A 19,431-nucleotide genomic window follows, 5' to 3' on the forward strand; every position below is an offset into this window, starting at 1 on the left:
TACTATTTTTAGATTGTATTGAGTTTAACAGGAAAGCGCCGCAAGTCTCTATTGAAGCTGTAGTTTTCGCAAGGTCTCAAGGGTAATTGCGCCGCTGGCAAGGCCGTGCGCTTCTTGGTATTGGGTCAGTGCGGTGCGGGTTTTCGGGCCTAATACACCGTCGGGTGTGCCTTGGTAATACCCTTGTTGTTGCAGGCGCTGTTGCAATTTTTCGATGGTCGCGGGGCTGACAGAGGCTTCACACAAAGCTGGCATGGCGATCACCAATTCTGAGCGCACCGTTTGTTCCACGGGTATGTTTTGGGTTTTGGCAAGTTGTTGCGTGGTGACGACTTTAGCGGGCTGTTCGACTTTGGCTAATTTAACGCTGGTGTAAACCGCAGGGATTTCGCGACGGACGGCTTTGGCAGGTTCGAGCAACACTTTGCGGGTAATGGTTTCAGTACGCGCGGGGATGACGCGCTTGACGGTACGTGCCGGGCTGTCAATCACTTCACGGGTGACGGTGGTGTATTCTGCCGGTACGGTTAGTAAGCAGTTTTTTGTTGAGTTATTGTCGGCTGTCTGTATTGCTGGGCAGTTGGGATTCCAGCGCTGGGTCGCTGACTTGACTTTAATGCGCTTGGTGTCGGTGCGGTAAGTGGCGGGCAGTGTTTCGAGTTCTATCCGTTCGCGTTCGACTTCGATGGTTTCGGTCACTTCGCCGAATTTGGCGGGAATGATGTCGTACTCAACGTATGCATCGGCTATTTTTACCTTGCGCTCGCCGTAACCGATCTGAACCGGGGTAGTGCTGTAGTGCGTGCTGGATTCGTAAACAGTAACCGCCGCTGTACTGGGGCGAAACAATGCAGGCGCTAATACTTGTGATGCACAAATTGCGTCTTGCGGGGCGGGTTCAGCGCTAACAGGCGCACTAATGAACACGATAGTGGTTAATAGCGATACGGAAAAATGGATGATTTTCATGGTTTATTTCAAGGTAATCAGCAACGGGAATAAATTCAGGGGTGGATTCTAAACAAAAACCGCGCAAAAAGCCTGATATGCTAGTATTTTCTTTTTTGTGTCACTTTATAACGCCTATGCAAGTCCGTGCTGAACAGATTGAAGACCACCTTCGCCATACTCTCGCCCCGGTTTACCTGATCAGTGGGGATGAGCCATTGCAAGTGATGGAAACCGCTGATGCGATTCGCAAAGCGGCGGCAGCAAAGGGTTTCAGCGAACGTGATGTGATGACCGTCGATGCGCAATTCGACTGGGGGACGTTGTATGACGCGGCGGGGGCGTTGTCGCTGTTTTCTGATAAAAAATTACTCGATATGCGTTTGGCAACCTGTAAAGCCGGGCAGTCGGGCACGAAAGCCTTGCAGCATTACCTTGAGCATTTACCCACGGATAAAATTTTACTGCTCCAGACCGGGCGGTTGGATAAAGCGTGTAAAAGTGCCGCATGGGTGAAAAAAGTCGAGCAACTGGGGGTTTCGGTACAAGTCTGGGATTTATCCCCCGCGCAAACCTTGGCGTGGATAGCGCGGCGCATGAAACAAGCGGGCTTGCAACCGGATAGTGAGGCGGTGCGCTACCTCACCGAGCGGGTTGAGGGGAACTTGCTGGCAGCCGTGCAAGAAATCGGCAAATTGTTCTTGCTGTACGGCAGTCGTCCGCTGACGGCAGCGAACATTATGGCGGTGGTGGAAGATAATTCGCGTTTCACCGTCTTTGATCTGGCGGAAGCAATCTTGGCGCAAGATGCCCGCCGGATTCGCCACATTGTGCTGGTCTTGCAAGAGGAAGAAACCGCCACCCCGCTATTGGTGTGGGCGTTGGCAGATTTGCTGCGCCAGCTTTACGCGGGGTGTGAAAATGTGCGCAACAATGTGTCCAATCAAGCCTTGCTGATGCGAATGCCTAAAACACGTCAAGGGCTATTTCAAACCGCATTGCGGCGATTGTTGAATGCGGATTGGCAGCGGTTGTTTGCGATGGCAGCGCGGTTGGATCAGCACAGCAAGGGCGTGGGGCAAGACGTTTCGCGCCACCCCCAACGCTTGTGGGATGAACTATTGGATTTGGCACTGTTGCTGGGTGGGCGCGAATTACCCGTTTGAGTGATGCTTATTCCACGATAATGCCGTGACTGGCGTACCAACTGCGGTCAATTTCCCATTGCACGCTTTTAATGCCCGGTTGCGCTTTGGCAATGTCCGCCGCTTGTTCTTGCACTTGCGCGAGTTCTTTTTGCGCGGCAATCATGGGCGGGCTGTCAGGGTTGCTGGTATCCAGATTCGGCTTGGCAATCTGTAAAAATTGCAGCACGGATACTTGGGGTGAACGCGGGCTGGTCAGCGTGGCAACGTCGCCTTCGATTTTGACGGTGCGAAATGTGTAGGGGTAAGCTTGCAACTTGGCATCGGCTTGCAACGCCGCATTCAGGTTATTGAGTGCCGGATTTTGCTTGAAAAACCACAGCAACGCCAAGCCGCCGCACAGCGTGATGATAATCAACAATTGTTGCTTATTGGACATGGTATAAACCTCTTGACAAAAAACTTGCTTTGTTGTGGGATATATATTAGTATTCGGTTATATTCTAATCATAAGAACATGTGAATATTATCATGAACCAATACAAATTAAGCCACGACTAATCAGTAATCCCATCAGAACGATATAAGCAACACTTCATACAAGTCAGGTGATGGTTATATCCTCCTAGCGGTTGGGCATCCTTCGGGATGCCCTTTTTTATGCGCGATTTCTGCCTAATTGCACCGCCAGATCAATGGCTTCACGCAAACTGCCGGTTTCTGCTTTGCCGGTTCCCGCCAAATCCAAGGCCGTGCCATGATCCACCGAAGTACGAATAATCGGCAAGCCCAAGGTAATGTTAATCGCTTTACCAAATCCGGCGTACTTGAGCACGGGTAAACCTTGATCATGATACATTGCCAGCACCGCATCCGCGCCTTGCAAATGCCGAGGGGTGAACAAGGTATCCGCCGGTAATGGCCCGCTCAGGCGCATTCCTTGTTGGCATAAGCGTTGGATAACCGGCGTGATTACCTCAATCTCTTCCCGCCCCAAATGCCCGCCTTCGCCCGCGTGTGGGTTTAAGCCGCACACCAGAATATGCGGATCAGCAATGCCAAACTGGGTTTGCAAGTCGTGATGCAAGATGGTCAGCACCTCTGCCAGTAAAGGCTGGGTAATTAAACCACTGACCATTTTCAAGGGAACGTGCGTCGTCGCGAGCGCTACCCGCAACGTTCCCGCCGTCAGCATCATCACTGGCAAGGATGCCCCGGTCAGTTCCGCCAGAAATTCGGTGTGTCCGGTAAATGGAATGCCTGCATCGTTAATCACGCCCTTGTGTAACGGTGCTGTCACCATCGCCGCAAATTCACCGCTCAGGCAGCCGGATGCCGCATGGCGCAAGGTTTGCAACACGTAGTCAGCATTCGCTGGGTTGAGAACACCCGTGGTGACTGGTGCAGCGCACGTCACCGGCAAAATAAAGCATTCGCCTGCCACGCACGGGCGTTGCGCCTCAGTCGGGGTGTAGGGGCGTAAGTGCAGGTTGATGCCTAATTGTTGAGCACGATCGTGCAATACTGTGGGATCAGCAATGACGACCAAATCCGCCGCCCATTGCTGTTGTTGCAACAAGGTCAGAATAATGTCAGGGCCAATACCGGCAGGTTCGCCAGCCGTGATAGCAATGCGCAACGGAGTGCTTGTCATGGTATTCGCCTATTGCAGTGTCAGACCGCTATTTTCCACCGGAATGCGGTATTCCACATAAGCGGCATTGCGCAATTCTTGGAGCCATGTCTGAAACTGTTCCTCGGCTTGCGCGTCAGCAGCGGCGGGGTCAGTGGCAGTGGCTTGCACGCGCCGTTCTACTTCACGTTTGCGCAATGCATCCGCCATGAGTTTGCGCCGGGTTTGCTCGCGAAAATCTGCGTAATCAATGCCTTCCTGCTGCAAGGCTTGCTGGAATGCAGGCAGGCTCAATTGATTGCGTTGTGCAATCGTGGCAATCATTTTGTTCAGGGTGACGTCATCAATCTGGATTCCGGCAGCATCGGCTTGCTGAAGTTGCAGCTTTTCCAGAATCAGGTTGTCGACGGCTTGTTTAAGCAGGGCAGGCGCGGCAAGGCTTGCTGCGGTTTGATTCGCTGCACGTAAGCGTTGAGCGCGTGCTTGTGCTTCGCTCATCATGATCACATCACTGTTTACGACCGCCGCAATTTGATCCAGCGGCGTGGCATTTTCAGCTTGTGCGGGTTGAGCAGTCAATAACATCGCTAAGACCGCAGCGCTGATTAATGGGAAAAATGTTAATTTATTCATAGCCATACACACGATTTTGTAGCAGGTCACGCGTACCACTGCCAAAGTTGCCCAGTCCTTTTAGTTCAAACTCGACAAACAGCGCGTTGTCTTGCGTGGTGTTGTCGGGAAGTAAGTAATTGCGGCTGGCGACGCGGGTTTTCCAGCAGCAATTTTCGTATTCGGCACCGATCACGGTTTCAAGGTTACGGTCATTTTGCAAATCACGTTCCCAGGCGCCCACCGCTTTCCAATTCTCGTTGACGGGTACGGAAAGTGAAAGATTGGCAGACTCAAAGCTGTCTTTGCGTTGCGCATAACCGACATTGAGAATGCGCTTTTTATCATCTTTGTAGTTTACCCTTACTTCCCCGGCATTAACCGCGTTTTCTTGGCTGTCCCAGTACGCAGTGGTGCTGAGACGCGTGCGTGGGTTGATTTCTCCGGCAGCTTCCAAAATGAGTTCGGAGCGGTTGCCCTGCAACGGTGCTTCATCTGGGAGGGTCACTTTGCGTTCATCGAAATGGTATACCTGCCCGATGCTGGCACGGAACAATTCGCGCCCATCTGCGGGGGATTGCACCCGCGTCGATACCGAAGCCGTGAGCTGGTTGGCATCGCCGATTCGATCTTTGCCGGTGAAGCGGTTTTCGGCAAACAATTGGCTGTAGCTTAAACTACGCGCAGAGGAGTCAAACACCGGAATACTGCTTTGATCGCGGTAAGGTGTGTAAGTGTAAAATAAGCGCGGTTCCAGCGTTTGGACATAGCGCCCTTGCTTAATGTCACGCTCAAAAAACAATCCCGCATCGATGCTGGCACTGGGTACGGTGCGGCTGATTTGAGCATCGGTAGCGTCATCGAGCTGGTATTGCGTATGGCGCAGTGTCAGCGAAGGTTTTACGTAAGCGGCTTCGGTGCTGAAACGCTTGCTGGCATGAGTGGTGACATCGAAGCGCGTGCCATTGGTTTCGGTGGTGCTGCCACTAAAGTTGGTGTATTCGGCTTCTGCATCGAGATTTAAGCCATTGTTGATTTGCGGGGGTTGGTAGCGCATGACCAATTGCGGCAAGCGGGCATGAGGCGCAGTGCCGCCATCCAATACTTGGTAGTCTTGTAACAGGGTTGAAAACGACCAGTGTTGACCCGCAGTCTGGTATTTTAAGCGCCGTTCCAAATTGACTACGCTGGTGGCTGCGAGTGAATTGCCCAGGTCAACGAAATATTGATCATCGGAAACCCCTTCTGCTTTCAGTTGCAAACTGGATTTAGTGCTCAGGCGGGTGTCATTGTGAACATTGAAATAGTAACGGTTGTTTTGGTCACTGGCATTGTCATTTGGCAGTAACACATAGGAAGCTTCGCCTCGGTGTTTTTCGGTTAAGTAACGGAATTCTGTGCCCAGTTGCAACCCGCGATTGCTCAGTAGCGCTGGGGTTAATGTGAGGTCGTAGTTAGGAGCAAGATTCCAGTAGTAGGGCGCACTGAGTTGCAAGCCGGAGCGCTCATTCGTGCTAATGGCTGGCCACAGAAAGCCAGATTTACGTGCATCGGTAAGTGGAAACGAGAAATACGGCAAATACATAATGGGAACATTGCGCACTTTCAAGGTGGCATTGCGAGCGTTACCGCGTTCTTGGCGGTGATCCAGATAAATGGTGTTGGCATTCAAGCTCCAGTCGGGATTGTCGACTGGGCAGGTTGTGTAGGTGGAATCTTCTAAGCGGGTTAATTCTGGCGATTCTTGCACCACCCGTTTGCTGAAGCCTTGGCCATCGGCTTGCGACAAGTCATATTCTGCTGCCAGCATTTCGCCGGTATTTTGCAGCAAATTGTAGCGGAGTTGTTGGCTGCGCACCTGCATGGCATCGCTGCTAAAACTGACGTTGCCGGAGCCTGTAATAATGCCTGCTGGTTGGGTGTAGCTGGCTTGATCTGCGGTTAATTGTTTATTTTCTTGGGAAATATGCACATTACCGCTCATGCTTGAAATACCTTCGCCGCGAAATAACGCAGTGTTAGCTTCAATGTAAACCGCTTGTGGGGGCAGATTACCGGGGCGTTGAGTTGTTCCGTTGCCAGTGTTTACCGTGGGCACAGGACATGCCATCCACCCGGTTTGCGCCAATACCACGGTGGGGCTGCACGCCAATACCAACAGGGTGCTCAGTAAGAAATGCTGTTGTAATCTAGTTCTCATGCTTTCCGTGCAGCATTTAAAGCGCACTAACATCGCACACTCTGGGTACAGACTCAATGAGAAATATCCTACACGACCGCGCTTTTTAATTGAAACCGTAACAAAAAAAAGTGTAACCTAGCGGTACTTGCGACAAATCAATTTATAAAGGCGACTGCACCTTGCACCGCCTGTGGTATTACGATTTTATTTTGACGAATAAAATTATTTATTTTTGAATAAATTTCAAATATCATCTTGAAATGTAGAATATTTATTCAGATAATAATGACTCTACGGTCAGAATCAAGAAATCACTTCAATGCGTTCTTGTGAGGGAAAAAAAGTGAGAACTGCGGATTATACGAACGGGATGCCCAGCATGACGACTTTACAAAGCAACAGCGATGATAACGAAATAGGTCACACATCCATGCAGACAGACGATGCGATGAATAAGCGCGGCAGAGGACGCCCCAAAGGTGCAACTTCCAGCACCCTTGCCGATGTGAGAACACAAGCGGCAGATGAAAAGCGCAAAATTCGGGAAGAGTTAACGCACAAGATCAACCAGTTGCGCAGTCAGCTCGAAGAACTTGATGTTAATTATAAAGATGAGGTGCGTGAGCTACGCGAAGCACTGCGTGCCAGTGAACAGCGTGAAGCCTTTTTCAGGGCGGCTTTAGAAGATCGCTTGCAAGTGGTCGCGGAGCATATCCATAAGAGCTTAACGGACTGGGCAAACGCAGAGTTGGAAGAAGGCCAGATAACGCAGCGGAAACGCGGCCGACCTCGCAAAACCTTCAAATAAGATGAGGCCGGGCGTCAGCCCGGCGCGTCTTCCACCAATAAACGTTCCAGAATTTTTTGGTAAATAATCGTGAGCGCGTTCAAATCATCCACAGCGACACATTCGTTGATTTTGTGAATGGTTTTATTGACCGGCCCCAGTTCCATGACTTGCGCACCTGTTGGCGCAATGAAACGTCCATCGGAGGTGCCGCCTGCGGTGGATAATTCGGTGGTTTGCCCGCTCACTGCTTGAATCGCTGCAACGCTGGCATCGACCAAATCCCCGCGTGCTGTCAAAAATGGATTGCCCGAAAGCGTCCATTTCAGCGCATATTTCAGCCCGTGACGGTTGAAAATCGCCTCAACACATTCGCGCAAGCCCATTTCAGTCTGTTGCGTTGAAAAACGGAAGTTGAATTCCACTGTCAGCGTCCCCGGAATCACATTACTCGCACCCGTTCCGCCTTTGATATTGGAAATCTGGAAGCTGGTCGGCGGGAAAAATTCGTTACCCTTGTCCCATTCGATGCTCACCAATTCCGCCAACGCAGGCGCGGCGCGATGAATGGGGTTGTCTGCCAGATGCGGGTACGCCACATGCCCTTGCTGCCCAATCACGGTGAGTACGCCATTGAGTGAACCGCGCCGCCCGTTTTTCACCACATCGCCCACGCAGCACGTACTGGAGGGTTCGCCGACCAAGCACCAGTCGATTTTCTCGTTGCGCTGCTCCAGCACTTCCATGACCTTGACCGTGCCATTGATGGAAGGGCCTTCTTCGTCGCTGGTGATCAGGAACGCAATCGAGCCTTGGTGCTCAGGGTTTTCGCGCACGAAGGTTTCGCAAGCAATCGTGAATGCGGCAATGCTACCTTTCATATCCGCCGCGCCACGCCCGTAGAGCATTCCATCACGAATTTCGGGCTGAAACGGATGGCTATCCCACGCCTCCAATGGCCCTGTTGGAACAACATCGGTATGCCCAGCAAAGCAAAACACGGGAGAGGTCGTGCCACGGCGCAGCCAAATATTATCCACATCGCCAAAGCGCAGGTGTTCGGCAACGAAGCCCAGCGGCGCAAGGCGATCAGCTAATAATTGCTGGCAACCTTCATCCAGTGGTGTGACGGAGGGGCGTGAGATCAGGTCGATAGCAAGATCGAGAGTAGCGGACATCAAAGAATCTCGTGTTTTAGTTTTGAAAAAGCTGGCGGTAAGAATCCGGCGAAAAGCCCACCACATGCCGCGACCCCATATCGAGCAACGGACGTTTAATGATCGACGGCAATTCTTCCATCACCGCTAACGCAATCGCTTCATCCATGTTGTCGCGGGTTTCTTCTGGTAGTTTGCGCCAAGTTGTGCCTTTGCGGTTGACCAGCGTTTCCCAGCCGAACTCTGCTACCCATGCACGTAACCATACCGGATTCACGCCATCCTTACGAAAATCGTGGAAAGTGTATTCGATCCCGCGCTCGCCCAGCCACGCACGGGCTTTTTTCACGGTGTCGCAATTGGGGATGCCGTACAGGATGGTCATTTGTCGTACCACTTGTGGTAAGTGCGGCGTTTGCCGTTCGGTGGGCGATAACTGCCCGCTGAACGTTGGGTAATCACGCCTTCGATGCGATTCATGCCGCTGATCTCAATCGCTTCGTAGTCCTCATTCAGAGCAACGAGGATGTATTTGCCTTCGATAATGCGCAATTGGCGGAAAATGTATTCGTCTTTGTCGTCAATCGCGAACACATACGCGCCGTCACGCACAATGCCGGTCGGGTCGATCACGATCACGCAACCTTTGGCGAATTCCGGCTGCATACTGTCGTCGATGACCTGCATGGCGTAGGGTTCGTTTTCGGAACAATTCCCCTCGGAACTCATATTGTGCTTGAAATCGGGTTGCGCGACGGCGTTCAAGTTTTGCTTGAAGGTTTCAACGCTGATACGGGTTTCGGACATGGCTTATACCTCCACAGGGGCGACAGGGTGATCGAGGCTGAATTCGCTGGCAATGACGTGGCGTTGCGGCTCGTACCAATGCAATTTGCTATGCAACTGCACCACTTCGCCGATGATGGTGAGGGTGGGGGCGCGGACACCGCTGTCTTTCACCAATTGCGGCAAGGTGGCAATCGTGCCGATGTGAACGCGCTGATTACGGGTCGTGCCTTGCTCGACCAATGCCGCTGGCGTGTCGCCGGAACGTCCGAAGGCTTGCAATTGCTGGCTGATCACTTCGATGCCGGTCAAGCCCATGTAGAACACCACGGTTTGATTGGGTTGCGACAATTGCGCCCAATTCAGGTCGATGCTGCCGTCTTTCAAATGTCCGGTGGCAAAGGTGCAGGATTGCGCGTAATCGCGGTGCGTCAATGGAATACCTGCGTAAGACGAGCAGCCTGAAGCGGCGGTAATGCCGGGAACGACTTGGAACGGTACGCCGTTTTCCGCCAGCGTTTCGATTTCTTCGCCGCCGCGCCCAAAGATGAACGGGTCGCCGCCTTTCAGACGCAAGACGCGCTTGCCTTGCTTGGCAAGTTTCACCAGCAAGTCGTTGATTTGATCTTGCGGTACGGCGTGGCTGGCTTTTTCTTTGCCGACGTAAATGCGTTCGGCGCGTTGGTTCGCCATGTCCAGAATCGACTTGGAAACCAAGCGGTCATAAACCATTACATCCGCTTGCTGCATGAGGCGTAATGCCTTGAAAGTAAGCAGATCCGGGTCGCCGGGGCCAGCACCGACCAAATAGACTTCGCCCATGGTTTGCCCGTGCGGGTAGGTGGCTAACATCTCTTCCAACAAGCGGCGAGCTTCAGAGACATGCCCGGCGTATACCAGTTCGGCAAATGTGCCTTTCAGCGCTTTTTCCCAGAAGGCTTTGCGCTGGTTCTCAGGCAGGTGTTTTTTGACAATATCGCGGTATTCTTCGGTGATACCCGCCAGCTCGCCGCACTGAGGGGGAATCATGGTTTCCAGCCGCATCCGCAATTGCCGCGCCAATACGGGGGATGCGCCGCCGGTTGAGACCGCAATTATTACGGGCGAACGATCCACAACCGAGGGAATAATGAAATTGCCAACGGTCGCATCATCCACCACATTGACCAGCATATTGCGTTCTTCGGCCATGCGTGCAATCCGCGCGTTCACGTTGGGGCTATTGGTGGCAGCTACCACCAAAAACTGCCCGTCAATATCGCTGTCTTCAAACAGGCGCGTGTAATGCTTGACCTTATTGCCGCTGATGGTGATCGCCATTTCTGCGGTGATGAACGGCGACACCAATGTCACAATTGCGCCTGCTTTAATCAAGCTGTCGACTTTACGTTCGGCTACTTTGCCACCGCCGACGACCAAGCATTGACGGTGGTGCAGGTCAAGAAAAACAGGAAAACGATCCATTAATCACCTAAAACTGGGTATGTTTATTTGCCACGTTTGGGGCGGCTTTCGTAGTGGACGACACCTTTAACGAGTTCGCCATACGGGAAATCAGCAATGTTACCGTATTTTGACAAAGCAATGTTGACCAATTCGTAGATGTCGCGCACCGTTTTTTCCGCTATTTGCTCAGGAAGCAGGTGCTGTTGCAGGGCTAAAGTGCCGCCTGCTTGCACTTTGAGCTCCTTATTGTGCGGTAACGGGCCATCAATCAGGGTTTCGCGCAGCGCAAAGCGGGATTTTTCGCGCAATGTCTCCAAAAAAACCGCGCAATTGGCCAGACTCGCCTCTGATACACAGCCGACGGCTTCGCGGCTCGCCAGCAGGAAACGCTCGTGGCGGCTGCAATCGCACCGCCGGTTATTCAACGCTTTCTCGAACACGCAGCGGTTGGCGTTAACTTCGCGGTAAACCGTGCGGTATTGGTCTTCATCCATGCGCGGCTTACTTTTCCCATTCCATCAGGATGGGCTTTTCGCGGGTTTCGTGCAGGTTTTCTTCGGCTTCTAAAAGGCTGGCGGCGAAGACGATTTTGACGATGGCTTTGTCACCCGGTTCTTGTTGCGCCCGTAGGCTGCGAGCCAGTTCACGCGCTTCTGGATAGGCTTCGCAGGCTTGCTGCATGTCCAGATTTTTGATCATCGGGTTGGGTTGGGTGATTTTGAACACGTAGTAGGGCATGGATTTACCTCAAGAGTAAAAGGGTGGTTTGCGCCAGCAAGGGTTTGATCAAGGGTTCGAGGCGTTTGCGCATCACTGAACCGACCGAATCGTTGCCGCCAAAATACGGAATGAGGGAATCTTCCCCCATTTGCGCGAGTATTAACATAGCCTTAAATAGGGGCAATGTGTCGGGATTCAAGGTGTCACGCACGGCTTTTGCGTCGGCTGGGCAGTCATCGGCGGCGTGGCAAAACTGTTCGGCGCGTTGCAGGGCGGTATTTAGGTCGCGCACGCCGCGCGATTCCGGCAACGGCAGCGGGAAGCGTTTGTCGATAGCGATGAATAAGGAGATGACGACTTCTTGATCGACGGGTTTTTCGAGCGCGAGTTGCAGGGCGCGTAGCCAATTTTGCCCTGCGCTATCGAGGGTTTGGCTGAGGGCTTGGGCGTAGGGGTTGCCATTTTCCAACAGCGTTGCCAGTTGCGCGGTGAGGTCGGCATGGTGGCGATGCGGCTTGTCGGGCAAGGGAATGTAGGTGGGGTCAGCGTGCAGGAAGCCGATGTAGAACGGGTTTTTGCGTTTGGCGCGTTCCCAAAGTTTGCTGCGTTCGGCAGGTGATAGCAGTTCACCTTGCAGGCAGAGGCGCACGGTGTCTACCACGTCGAGTTGCACTTCCTCGAAGGGCAGGAATTCGAGTAGGTAGGCGGTGAGTTCTTTGCCAAGTTCGCCGTTGACGACTTCGGGGTTTTCCAACAAACAGCGGGCGTTGGTGGCGCTGGGGCTTGCCCACCATGCGCGTTTCGCGATGTCGTGGGTTAAGCCGGGGGTGTAGACCACGGCGGCGACGGCTTCGGGTTCGCCAAGGAGCAGCATTTGGTCGAGGTTATTGCGGGCGTGACCCATGCGCGTCCAGCGTTTCAGGAAAATCGGGTAGCCGCCGGGCGAGCCGGTGACTTTCATGGAGAGCAATTCGCGTACCCAGCGCAGGTATTGCTCGTCCCGCGCGGTGGGGTTGAGGCGCACTTTCGCTTCGCCCCGCTCGGTGAGGGCGTGGACGGTCATGGTGGACTCGTTAATGCGCACGGCTTGCAGCGGTTGGGCAAGCAGGACATTGAGCCGCAGGTTGTCTTCGTTGGAAAGCTGCAAGGGGTGTACCGATTATCCTAGGGAATATGTCAAGATTATCGGGGTAGGCGGTCGGGATGCCAATAACCCTGTTGTGGTAGTCAGCAATCCTCAGTCTTGGTGCGTAAGGCGTAAAAATCATGCACGAAGGTTGCAAACGTCCCCGCTGCAATCGCTGCACGGATACCGCGCATCAATTCCTGGTAGTAGTACAGATTGTGGATGGTGTTCAGTCGCGCACCCAAAATTTCGGTGCATTTGTCCAAATGGCGTAGGTAGGCGCGGGAATAATGCTGGCACGTGTAACAACCACATTGCTCGTCAATCGGGCGGGTATCGTGCTGGTATTGGCTGTTGCGGATTTTCAATGTGCCGTAGCGGGTAAATAAAAAGCCATTACGCGCATTGCGGGTGGGGATGACGCAATCGAACATATCCACCCCGCGCCGGACACCTTCCACAATGTCTTCGGGTTTGCCGACGCCCATGAGGTAACGTGGGCGGTCAGTGGGGAGTTCGGGCAGGGTGCATTCTAGCACTTTATCGCGTTCGTCTTTGGGTTCACCGACCGACAAACCGCCAATCGCGTAGCCGTCAAAACCGATGTCGAGCAAGCCATGGGCGGAAGTTTTGCGCAAGTCTTCGTACATGCCGCCTTGCACAATGCCAAACAGGGCGGAGGGGTTGCCCTCGTGTGCATCTTTGCTGCGTTTTGCCCAGCGCAAGGAAAGCTCCATCGAATGGCGGGCTTCGTCGGGCGTGGCGGGGAAGGGGGTGCATTCGTCGAAAATCATTACGATGTCCGAGCCGAGTTCACGCTGCACTTGCATGGACGATTCCGGGGTCATCAGCACTTTTGCGCCATTGACGGGGGATTGAAAGCGCACGCCTTCTTCGGAAATCTTGCGCATTTCTGCGAGTGAAAACACTTGGAAACCGCCAGAATCGGTGAGAATCGGTTTTTCCCAGTGCATAAAGCCGTGCAAATCGCCGTGCAATTGCACAATCTCCGTGCCGGGGCGCAGCATTAGGTGGAAGGTGTTGCCGAGGATGATTTCTGCGCCAATGCCTTGCAGTTCTTCGGGGGTCATGGCTTTGACCGTGCCATACGTGCCAACCGGCATAAAGGCGGGGGTTTCTACCGTGCCACGCGGAAACGTGAGGCGACCGCGCCGCGCATTGCCGTCGGTGGTGAGCAGGTCGAACTGCATGTGGGGCATGGGGATTCCTTGCACAGAAGAGAAAAGGGCGGAGTGTACCGATGATCTCCGCCTTTTTCTATGTTGTTACTGCACCCGACAGCACCCTGACACGACCTGCTGGTTATTCAACACCGCTGTAATGCTATACGGGTATTTGGTATCCGACATGCCATCGCTGCAACTGCTGACTTTTTGCATGAACGCTTGGGTATTATTCGTACCGGCGACTCCGGCAATTACCGCGATGGTGGCGTTATTCGCCGACGTTTGGCGGAAAGTCACAGGGACGCTATAGCGTGGACCATCCATCATATTCACGCTTAAATTGGTATCAGTTACTTCGATGCCCCAGAAAGGTTCAGTACCGCTGCACACCAAGATATTGCTGGCGGCTTTTGCAGGCGGTGGGGTGACATTAGAAGGGACTTTTACTGGCGGGACAATAACCGCAGGTGGTGCAGCAGGTGCTGGCGTTGGCGCGGGTGGTGCGCTTGCAGCTTGATCTTCCGGCAATAGATAACGTTTGCTGACCCAGCCACCTACGCCATTCCAGTAAATTTTTGCCCAGACGGTGCCACCGACTTTTTTCTCTTCGCCCGTGGTCACAATGCCTTGACCGTTATACGGAATTCTGCCGACAACACTGTTACCCGTGCCAGCGTTAGCCCGCATGTTTAAGAATTCGCCCGCTGTCACGCCCGTGACCACGTACACATCGCTGGCAGCCTGTACGCTGGAGACGCTGAGCGCCAGCGCTAAGGCCAATGCTGAAAAGAATGAAGCTGTTTTCATAATGTATTCCTACGATTTCTGTTCATTAAAGCGCCCATCGCGGGCATTACACCCACAATTTTAGCCTGTTTTTTATGAAAAGTTGTCTGTATTCGGTAGAGCGCGGATAATAGTGCGTTTCCCCACGCTTTCACGACGGATAGAACGGACACAATGGCAGGCAAAATTTTTATCGAAACCCACGGATGTCAAATGAACGAATACGATTCAGCCAAGATGCTGGACGTGTTGCATCATGCGCAGGGCATGGAACTCACCGACAACCCCGCAGAAGCCGATGTGCTGCTGATGAATACCTGTTCGATCCGCGAAAAAGCGCAGGAAAAAGTGTTCTCACAATTAGGGCGCTGGAAAAAGCTCAAAGATAAAAATCCCAATATTATTATCGGTGTAGGCGGTTGCGTCGCCAGTCAAGAAGGGGATGCCTTGCGGCAACGTGCGCCCGTGGTGGATGTGGTGTTTGGCCCGCAAACCTTGCACCGCTTGCCGGACATGATTCGCCAAGTCCGCACCGAACACCATGCGGTGGTGGATATTTCCTTCCCCGAAATCGAAAAATTCGACAACTTGCCGGAACCGCGTGCCGAAGGCTCCACCGCATTTGTGTCGGTGATGGAAGGGTGCAGCAAATATTGCACGTTCTGCGTCGTGCCTTATACCCGTGGCGAAGAAATTTCCCGTCCCTTTGATGACGTGATTACCGAAGTGGCGCAACTCGCGGCGCAAGGCGTGCGCGAAGTCAATTTGCTGGGGCAAAACGTGAATGCGTATCGCGGCAAAATGCACGACGGTTCGATTGCTGACCTTGCCATGCTGATCACCTTGGTGGCAGCGGTGGACGGGATTGATCGTATCCGTTACACCACCTCGCACCCCAATGAATTCAACGACAGTCTGATTGAGGTGTACGCGGATGTGCCGGAATTGGTTAGCCATTTGCACTTGCCCGTGCAAAGCGGTTCTGACCGGATTTTAATGGCGATGAAGCGCAATCACATGGCGATTGAATACAAAGCCAAAATCCGCAAATTGCGCAAGATTCGCCCGGATTTGAGCTTGTCATCCGACTTCATTATTGGCTTCCCCGGCGAAACCGAGCAGGATTTTGCCGATACCATGAAGCTGATTGCAGAGATGAACTTCGACTTGAGTTTCAGCTTTATCTACAGCCAACGCCCCGGTACACCCGCCGCGAGCTTGCCGGATGATGTGCCGCAATCGGTGAAAAAAGACCGCTTGCAACACTTGCAAACCCGTATTTTGACGCAAGCCAACGCCATCAGCGCAGCAATGGTGGGTACGGTGCAACGGGTGTTGGTGGAACGCCCCTCCCGCAAGCATGAGCAAATGGCGGGGCGCACGGAGAATAATCGCGTGGTGAATTTTGACGGGCAGCCGAATTTGATTGGTCGGTTTGTGGATGTGCGCATCACCGAAGCCCAACCCAATTCCCTGCGTGGCGAAATCGTCGCGGTGGAAAGCGAAGTTGGGCGGATGGTGATGGAGCGTATTAACCCGTAGCAAGTTCATGGCGTAAAACTTGCATTGTTACCCCGGCAGTAAAATTGAATAACTGACGGAGCTAAGGGTATGAGTCAAGTCATTATTCCGGTAGCCGCGTTCGATCTGGTCATCTTTGGTGGAACAGGTGATTTGGCATTACGCAAGTTATTACCGGCATTATTTCGACGGGATGCAGCGGGGCAAATTCCCGCCCCAGCCCGCATCATTGGGCTGGCATTGAACCAGCAAACCACCGCAGAGTATCGCGATCAGGTAGCCGATGCTCTGCAAAGCCATCTGGATGCCAACGAATTACAAGCTGGAATGTTGGAGCGTTTTCTAGCGCGTCTCGAATACCGTGTGACCAATGTTGGGGATATTGCCAGTTTCCAAGCCCTTGCCACTTTGCTGGACGAACACCCAGAGCGGGTGCGCGTTTATTATTTGGCCGTCGCTCCGGCACTGTTCGACCCGATTTCTCACGGTTTAGCGGCGGCAGGCTTGGCGGGCAATAATGCGCGGCTAGTGGTGGAAAAACCGTTAGGGCATGATTACGCGAGTGCCGCCCGCCTAAATGCGCAAATCGGCGAAGTGTTTGACGAACACGCTATCTACCGCATTGACCATTACCTCGGTAAGGAAACGGTGCAGAACTTGATGGCATTGCGCTTTGCCAATGCCCTGTTTGAGCCGATTTGGAATGCACAGTGCATTGATCATGTGCAAATTACCGCCGCCGAATCCTTAGGGGTTGGCACTCGCGGTGGCTATTACGACAATGCTGGGGCTATCCGCGACATGGTGCAAAACCATTTATTGCAGTTGCTGTGCTTGATCGCCATCGAACCCCCTTACCGCTTTGAAGCGGATGCCGTGCGCGATGAAAAACTCAAAGTATTGCGTTCCCTGCGCCCCATTACCGGGCATAAAGTACGCGACTATACGGTGCGTGGGCAATATTCGGGAACATCGACCACCCCGTCTTACACCGATGAAGTGGGCAATCCGGCAAGTTTGACCGAATCGTATGTTGCCTTGAAAGTCGAAATTGACAGTTGGCGCTGGTCTGGCGTGCCGTTCTATTTACGAACCGGCAAACGTTTGAAAGCTCAAGCCGCTGAAATTGCGGTGGTGTTTAAAAAACCTTCTCACGTCATGTTTGGGGAATTGCATACCCCGATTCTCCCCAATGTATTGAGTATGCGTTTGCAGCCGGATGAGGGCTTGCGTTTGCACATTATGACCAAAGAGCCGGGGCCTGGGGGGTTTCGTTTGCACGATATTCCGTTGGATATGGCGTTTGCAGAACGTCAGGATGCGGGCTGGCGGATGCCGGATGCTTACGAACGCTTGGTGATGGACGTGGTGCGTGGTCATCAAACCCTGTTCATGCGCGGCGATGAAGTGGAGGCGGCATGGCAATGGATTGATCCGATTATCGAAGCTTGGCAATTATCGGGCACTAAGCCGGATGGCTACGAACCGGGCAGTTCCGGGCCGATTTCGGCGATTGAAATGATGGCACGGGACGGACGCCGCTGGCGGGAGATCGAAGCATGAGCATGAATAACCTTCACCCTCAATTAGTGGCAGTGACGCAGCGTATCGAAACCCGCAGTGCGACCACCCGCCGCGCGTATTTGCAACAGATTGCCGCTGCCGACCCGGTGACGCCGCGCAGCAAGCTGAGTTGCGGCAATTTGGCGCACGCCGTCGCCGCCGTCCCTAACGCCGACAAGCTGAAACTGGTGGAATGGACGGCGGGCAACCTCGGTATTGTGACCGCTTACAACGACATGCTTTCCGCACACCAGCCGTTTGTGTATTACCCCGATGTGATCAAAGCGGCAGCGCGTGAAGTCGGCGGCACAGCACAGGTGGCGGGCGGCGTTCCGGCGATGTGTGACGGCGTGACCCAGGGGCAGGCGGGCATGGAACTGTCACTGTTTTCCCGTGATGTGATTGCGATGAGCGCAGGGATTGCCTTGTCGCACAATGTGTTCGATGCGGCGGTTTTCCTTGGCGTATGCGACAAAATTGTGCCGGGCTTGGTGATTGCTGCGGCGAGTTTTGGGCATTTACCGTGCATTTTCTTACCCGCAGGGCCGATGGTGTCCGGTTTGGCGAATGACGCGAAAAGCAAGGTGCGTCAGCAATACGCTGAGGGCAAAATCGGGCGGGACGAATTGTTGCAATGCGAAATGCAGTCCTACCACGGCGTTGGCACTTGCACCTTTTACGGCACGGCGAATAGCAACCAAATGCTGATGGAATTCATGGGCTTGCAATTGCCGGGAAGCAGTTTTGTGAATCCGGGTACGCCATTGCGCGAAGCCTTAACCGTGGCGGGGGCGCAGCGTGCGTTGGCGATGACAGCGCAAGGGCAGGATTACACCCCAGCAGCACACATTCTCAGCGTACAAGCTTTTGTGAATGGGATCGTGGGGCTGAATGCGACAGGTGGATCGACCAATTTATTGCTGCATCTGGTAGCAATGGCACGAGCGGCGGGCATTGTGATTTGCCCAGAAGATTTTGCGGACTTATCCGCGATTACGCCGCTGATGGCGCGGGTGTACCCCAACGGCGTGGCGGACGTGAACCATTTTCACGCGGCAGGCGGTTTGCAATTCGTGATTGGCGAGTTGTTGGCAGCCGGTTTATTGCATGAAGAGGTGGCAACGGTAGCCGGTAAGGGGCTGCACCATTATACCCAAGATGCCTATTTAGCCGCCGATGGTACGGTTGCTTGGCGTGACGGCGCGAGCATTAGCCATGATGACACGGTGTTACGCCCGGTTGCCCAAGCCTTCCAGCCTTCTGGGGGCGTGGTGCGCTTAGTGGGTAATTTAGGCGATGCCGTGATCAAAGTATCTGCCGTTAAACCGGAAAAATACCTGATTGAAGCGCCTGCCAAGGTTTTCCATGATCAGGCAGCGGTCAAAGCTGCGTTTGAAGCGGGTGAGCTGGACGGTGATTTTGTGTGCGTGGTGCGTTTCCAAGGGCCTAAAGCCAATGGAATGCCCGAATTGCACGGTTTAACCCCGATTTTGGGGCTGTTGCAAGACCGTGGGCAAAGCGTGGCATTGGTTACGGATGGCAGAATGTCGGGTGCGAGTGGTAAAGTGCCAGCCGCGATTCATGTCAGCCCCGAAGCGATGGATGGTGGTGCGCTTGCCAAAGTCCGCGACGGCGATGTGATCCGTTTGGATGCGCATCACGGGCATCTGGAGGTGTTGGCGCACGATTTTGCCGAGCGCGAAGCGGCAACTGCCGATTTGAGTATGAATGCAACCGGCTGTGGACGGGATTTATTCGACGTATTCCGTACCCACGTCAGTGCAGCCGCCAGCGGGGCAAGCGCCCTGTTTTCCGATACAGCGAGGGTGTAA

Annotated in this window: 19 protein-coding genes; 5 read left to right on the forward strand and 14 right to left on the reverse strand. The window is 53.5% G+C overall.

The genetic code is table 11. The features are described from left to right. Positions 1-48 precede the first annotated feature (48 nt). On the reverse strand, positions 49-969 hold the full coding sequence (locus L3K52_11580; protein ID UOG90838.1) for a peptidoglycan-binding protein: 921 nt from the start codon (positions 967-969) through the stop codon (positions 49-51). Between the two features lie 116 nt (positions 970-1,085). Between L3K52_11580 and holA the strand changes: the two genes are divergently transcribed. Continuing rightward, positions 1,086-2,114, forward strand: coding sequence for a DNA polymerase III subunit delta (gene holA, locus L3K52_11585; GenBank protein ID UOG90839.1), 1,029 nt, complete (start codon positions 1,086-1,088; stop codon positions 2,112-2,114). A 7-nt stretch (positions 2,115-2,121) separates the two neighbouring features. Here the strand turns inward: holA and L3K52_11590 are convergent, their stop codons facing one another. From L3K52_11590 to lptD, 4 genes are all read right to left on the reverse strand, one after another. Continuing rightward, positions 2,122-2,532 (reverse strand): hypothetical protein, encoded by a 411-nt coding sequence (locus tag L3K52_11590; protein ID UOG90840.1) that lies wholly within the window; start codon positions 2,530-2,532, stop codon positions 2,122-2,124. A 219-nt stretch (positions 2,533-2,751) separates the two neighbouring features. Continuing rightward, a complete protein-coding gene (gene pdxA, locus L3K52_11595) occupies positions 2,752-3,747 on the reverse strand; it encodes a 4-hydroxythreonine-4-phosphate dehydrogenase PdxA (protein ID UOG90841.1) in 996 nt (331 codons plus the stop codon). 9 nt (positions 3,748-3,756) lie between these two features. After that, the gene (locus L3K52_11600) at positions 3,757-4,359 is read right to left on the reverse strand and encodes a SurA N-terminal domain-containing protein (GenBank protein ID UOG90842.1); all 603 of its coding nucleotides are present in this window, start codon (positions 4,357-4,359) and stop codon (positions 3,757-3,759) included. Beyond that, positions 4,352-6,538, reverse strand: a complete 2,187-nt coding sequence (lptD, locus tag L3K52_11605) for an LPS assembly protein LptD (protein UOG90843.1) — start codon at positions 6,536-6,538, stop codon at positions 4,352-4,354. The genes L3K52_11600 and lptD overlap by 8 nt, the downstream gene beginning before the upstream one ends. Positions 6,539-6,899: 361 nt before the next feature. Here lptD and L3K52_11610 point away from each other — a divergent pair, with 361 nt between their 5' ends. Then, complete coding sequence (locus L3K52_11610) at positions 6,900-7,328, forward strand: DNA-binding protein (protein UOG90844.1); 429 nt, start codon at positions 6,900-6,902, stop codon at positions 7,326-7,328. Positions 7,329-7,342: 14 nt separating this feature from the next. Here the strand turns inward: L3K52_11610 and dapE are convergent, their stop codons facing one another. The 9 genes from dapE to L3K52_11655 form a co-directional block, all read right to left on the reverse strand. Further along, positions 7,343-8,485 (reverse strand): succinyl-diaminopimelate desuccinylase, encoded by a 1,143-nt coding sequence (dapE, locus tag L3K52_11615; protein ID UOG90845.1) that lies wholly within the window; start codon positions 8,483-8,485, stop codon positions 7,343-7,345. A gap of 16 nt (positions 8,486-8,501) precedes the next feature. Continuing rightward, complete coding sequence (locus L3K52_11620) at positions 8,502-8,849, reverse strand: ArsC family reductase (protein ID UOG90846.1); 348 nt, start codon at positions 8,847-8,849, stop codon at positions 8,502-8,504. After that, positions 8,846-9,271 carry a S24 family peptidase gene (locus tag L3K52_11625; GenBank protein UOG90847.1) on the reverse strand — a complete coding sequence of 142 codons (426 nt, stop codon included), beginning with the start codon at positions 9,269-9,271 and terminating at the stop codon, positions 8,846-8,848. The genes L3K52_11620 and L3K52_11625 overlap by 4 nt, the downstream gene beginning before the upstream one ends. Before the next feature lie 3 nt (positions 9,272-9,274). Next, positions 9,275-10,714, reverse strand: a complete 1,440-nt coding sequence (cysG, locus tag L3K52_11630; protein UOG90848.1) for a siroheme synthase CysG — start codon at positions 10,712-10,714, stop codon at positions 9,275-9,277. 23 nt (positions 10,715-10,737) lie between these two features. After that, positions 10,738-11,190 (reverse strand): hypothetical protein, encoded by a 453-nt coding sequence (locus L3K52_11635; GenBank protein ID UOG90849.1) that lies wholly within the window; start codon positions 11,188-11,190, stop codon positions 10,738-10,740. A gap of 7 nt (positions 11,191-11,197) precedes the next feature. After that, complete coding sequence (locus L3K52_11640; GenBank protein UOG90850.1) at positions 11,198-11,434, reverse strand: hypothetical protein; 237 nt, start codon at positions 11,432-11,434, stop codon at positions 11,198-11,200. A gap of 4 nt (positions 11,435-11,438) precedes the next feature. After that, complete coding sequence (locus L3K52_11645; GenBank protein UOG90851.1) at positions 11,439-12,563, reverse strand: hypothetical protein; 1,125 nt, start codon at positions 12,561-12,563, stop codon at positions 11,439-11,441. An 80-nt stretch (positions 12,564-12,643) separates the two neighbouring features. Next, the gene (gene tgt / locus L3K52_11650; protein ID UOG94001.1) at positions 12,644-13,753 is read right to left on the reverse strand and encodes a tRNA guanosine(34) transglycosylase Tgt; all 1,110 of its coding nucleotides are present in this window, start codon (positions 13,751-13,753) and stop codon (positions 12,644-12,646) included. 75 nt (positions 13,754-13,828) lie between these two features. After that, positions 13,829-14,536: an SH3 domain-containing protein gene (locus L3K52_11655; protein UOG90852.1), complete on the reverse strand. Its 708-nt coding sequence runs from the start codon at positions 14,534-14,536 to the stop codon at positions 13,829-13,831. A gap of 153 nt (positions 14,537-14,689) precedes the next feature. Between L3K52_11655 and miaB the strand changes: the two genes are divergently transcribed. The 3 genes from miaB to edd all read left to right on the forward strand — a co-directional run bounded on the left by miaB (position 14,690) and on the right by edd (position 19,431). Then, positions 14,690-16,057 carry a tRNA (N6-isopentenyl adenosine(37)-C2)-methylthiotransferase MiaB gene (miaB, locus tag L3K52_11660; protein UOG90853.1) on the forward strand — a complete coding sequence of 456 codons (1,368 nt, stop codon included), beginning with the start codon at positions 14,690-14,692 and terminating at the stop codon, positions 16,055-16,057. A gap of 69 nt (positions 16,058-16,126) precedes the next feature. Further along, positions 16,127-17,599, forward strand: coding sequence for a glucose-6-phosphate dehydrogenase (gene zwf / locus L3K52_11665; protein UOG90854.1), 1,473 nt, complete (start codon positions 16,127-16,129; stop codon positions 17,597-17,599). A 2-nt stretch (positions 17,600-17,601) separates the two neighbouring features. Then, a complete protein-coding gene (gene edd, locus L3K52_11670; GenBank protein UOG94002.1) occupies positions 17,602-19,431 on the forward strand; it encodes a phosphogluconate dehydratase in 1,830 nt (609 codons plus the stop codon).

Origin of the sequence: Candidatus Thiothrix sulfatifontis, from assembly GCA_022828425.1 — a bacterium.
In the GTDB taxonomy this organism is placed as follows: domain Bacteria; phylum Pseudomonadota; class Gammaproteobacteria; order Thiotrichales; family Thiotrichaceae; genus Thiothrix; species Thiothrix sulfatifontis.

What these genes read in the sequence shown, in the direction of transcription:
- L3K52_11580 (UOG90838.1), bottom strand. Translation starts at nt 969, where the DNA reads ATGAAAATCATCCATTTTTCCGTATCGCTATTAACCACTATCGTGTTC.
- holA (UOG90839.1), top strand. Translation starts at nt 1,086, where the DNA reads ATGCAAGTCCGTGCTGAACAGATTGAAGACCACCTTCGCCATACTCTC.
- L3K52_11590 (UOG90840.1), bottom strand. Translation starts at nt 2,532, where the DNA reads ATGTCCAATAAGCAACAATTGTTGATTATCATCACGCTGTGCGGCGGC.
- pdxA (UOG90841.1), bottom strand. Translation starts at nt 3,747, where the DNA reads ATGACAAGCACTCCGTTGCGCATTGCTATCACGGCTGGCGAACCTGCC.
- L3K52_11600 (UOG90842.1), bottom strand. Translation starts at nt 4,359, where the DNA reads ATGAATAAATTAACATTTTTCCCATTAATCAGCGCTGCGGTCTTAGCG.
- lptD (UOG90843.1), bottom strand. Translation starts at nt 6,538, where the DNA reads ATGAGAACTAGATTACAACAGCATTTCTTACTGAGCACCCTGTTGGTA.
- L3K52_11610 (UOG90844.1), top strand. Translation starts at nt 6,900, where the DNA reads ATGACGACTTTACAAAGCAACAGCGATGATAACGAAATAGGTCACACA.
- dapE (UOG90845.1), bottom strand. Translation starts at nt 8,485, where the DNA reads ATGTCCGCTACTCTCGATCTTGCTATCGACCTGATCTCACGCCCCTCC.
- L3K52_11620 (UOG90846.1), bottom strand. Translation starts at nt 8,849, where the DNA reads ATGACCATCCTGTACGGCATCCCCAATTGCGACACCGTGAAAAAAGCC.
- L3K52_11625 (UOG90847.1), bottom strand. Translation starts at nt 9,271, where the DNA reads ATGTCCGAAACCCGTATCAGCGTTGAAACCTTCAAGCAAAACTTGAAC.
- cysG (UOG90848.1), bottom strand. Translation starts at nt 10,714, where the DNA reads ATGGATCGTTTTCCTGTTTTTCTTGACCTGCACCACCGTCAATGCTTG.
- L3K52_11635 (UOG90849.1), bottom strand. Translation starts at nt 11,190, where the DNA reads ATGGATGAAGACCAATACCGCACGGTTTACCGCGAAGTTAACGCCAAC.
- L3K52_11640 (UOG90850.1), bottom strand. Translation starts at nt 11,434, where the DNA reads ATGCCCTACTACGTGTTCAAAATCACCCAACCCAACCCGATGATCAAA.
- tgt (UOG94001.1), bottom strand. Translation starts at nt 13,753, where the DNA reads ATGCAGTTCGACCTGCTCACCACCGACGGCAATGCGCGGCGCGGTCGC.
- L3K52_11655 (UOG90852.1), bottom strand. Translation starts at nt 14,536, where the DNA reads ATGAAAACAGCTTCATTCTTTTCAGCATTGGCCTTAGCGCTGGCGCTC.
- miaB (UOG90853.1), top strand. Translation starts at nt 14,690, where the DNA reads ATGGCAGGCAAAATTTTTATCGAAACCCACGGATGTCAAATGAACGAA.
- zwf (UOG90854.1), top strand. Translation starts at nt 16,127, where the DNA reads ATGAGTCAAGTCATTATTCCGGTAGCCGCGTTCGATCTGGTCATCTTT.
- edd (UOG94002.1), top strand. Translation starts at nt 17,602, where the DNA reads ATGAATAACCTTCACCCTCAATTAGTGGCAGTGACGCAGCGTATCGAA.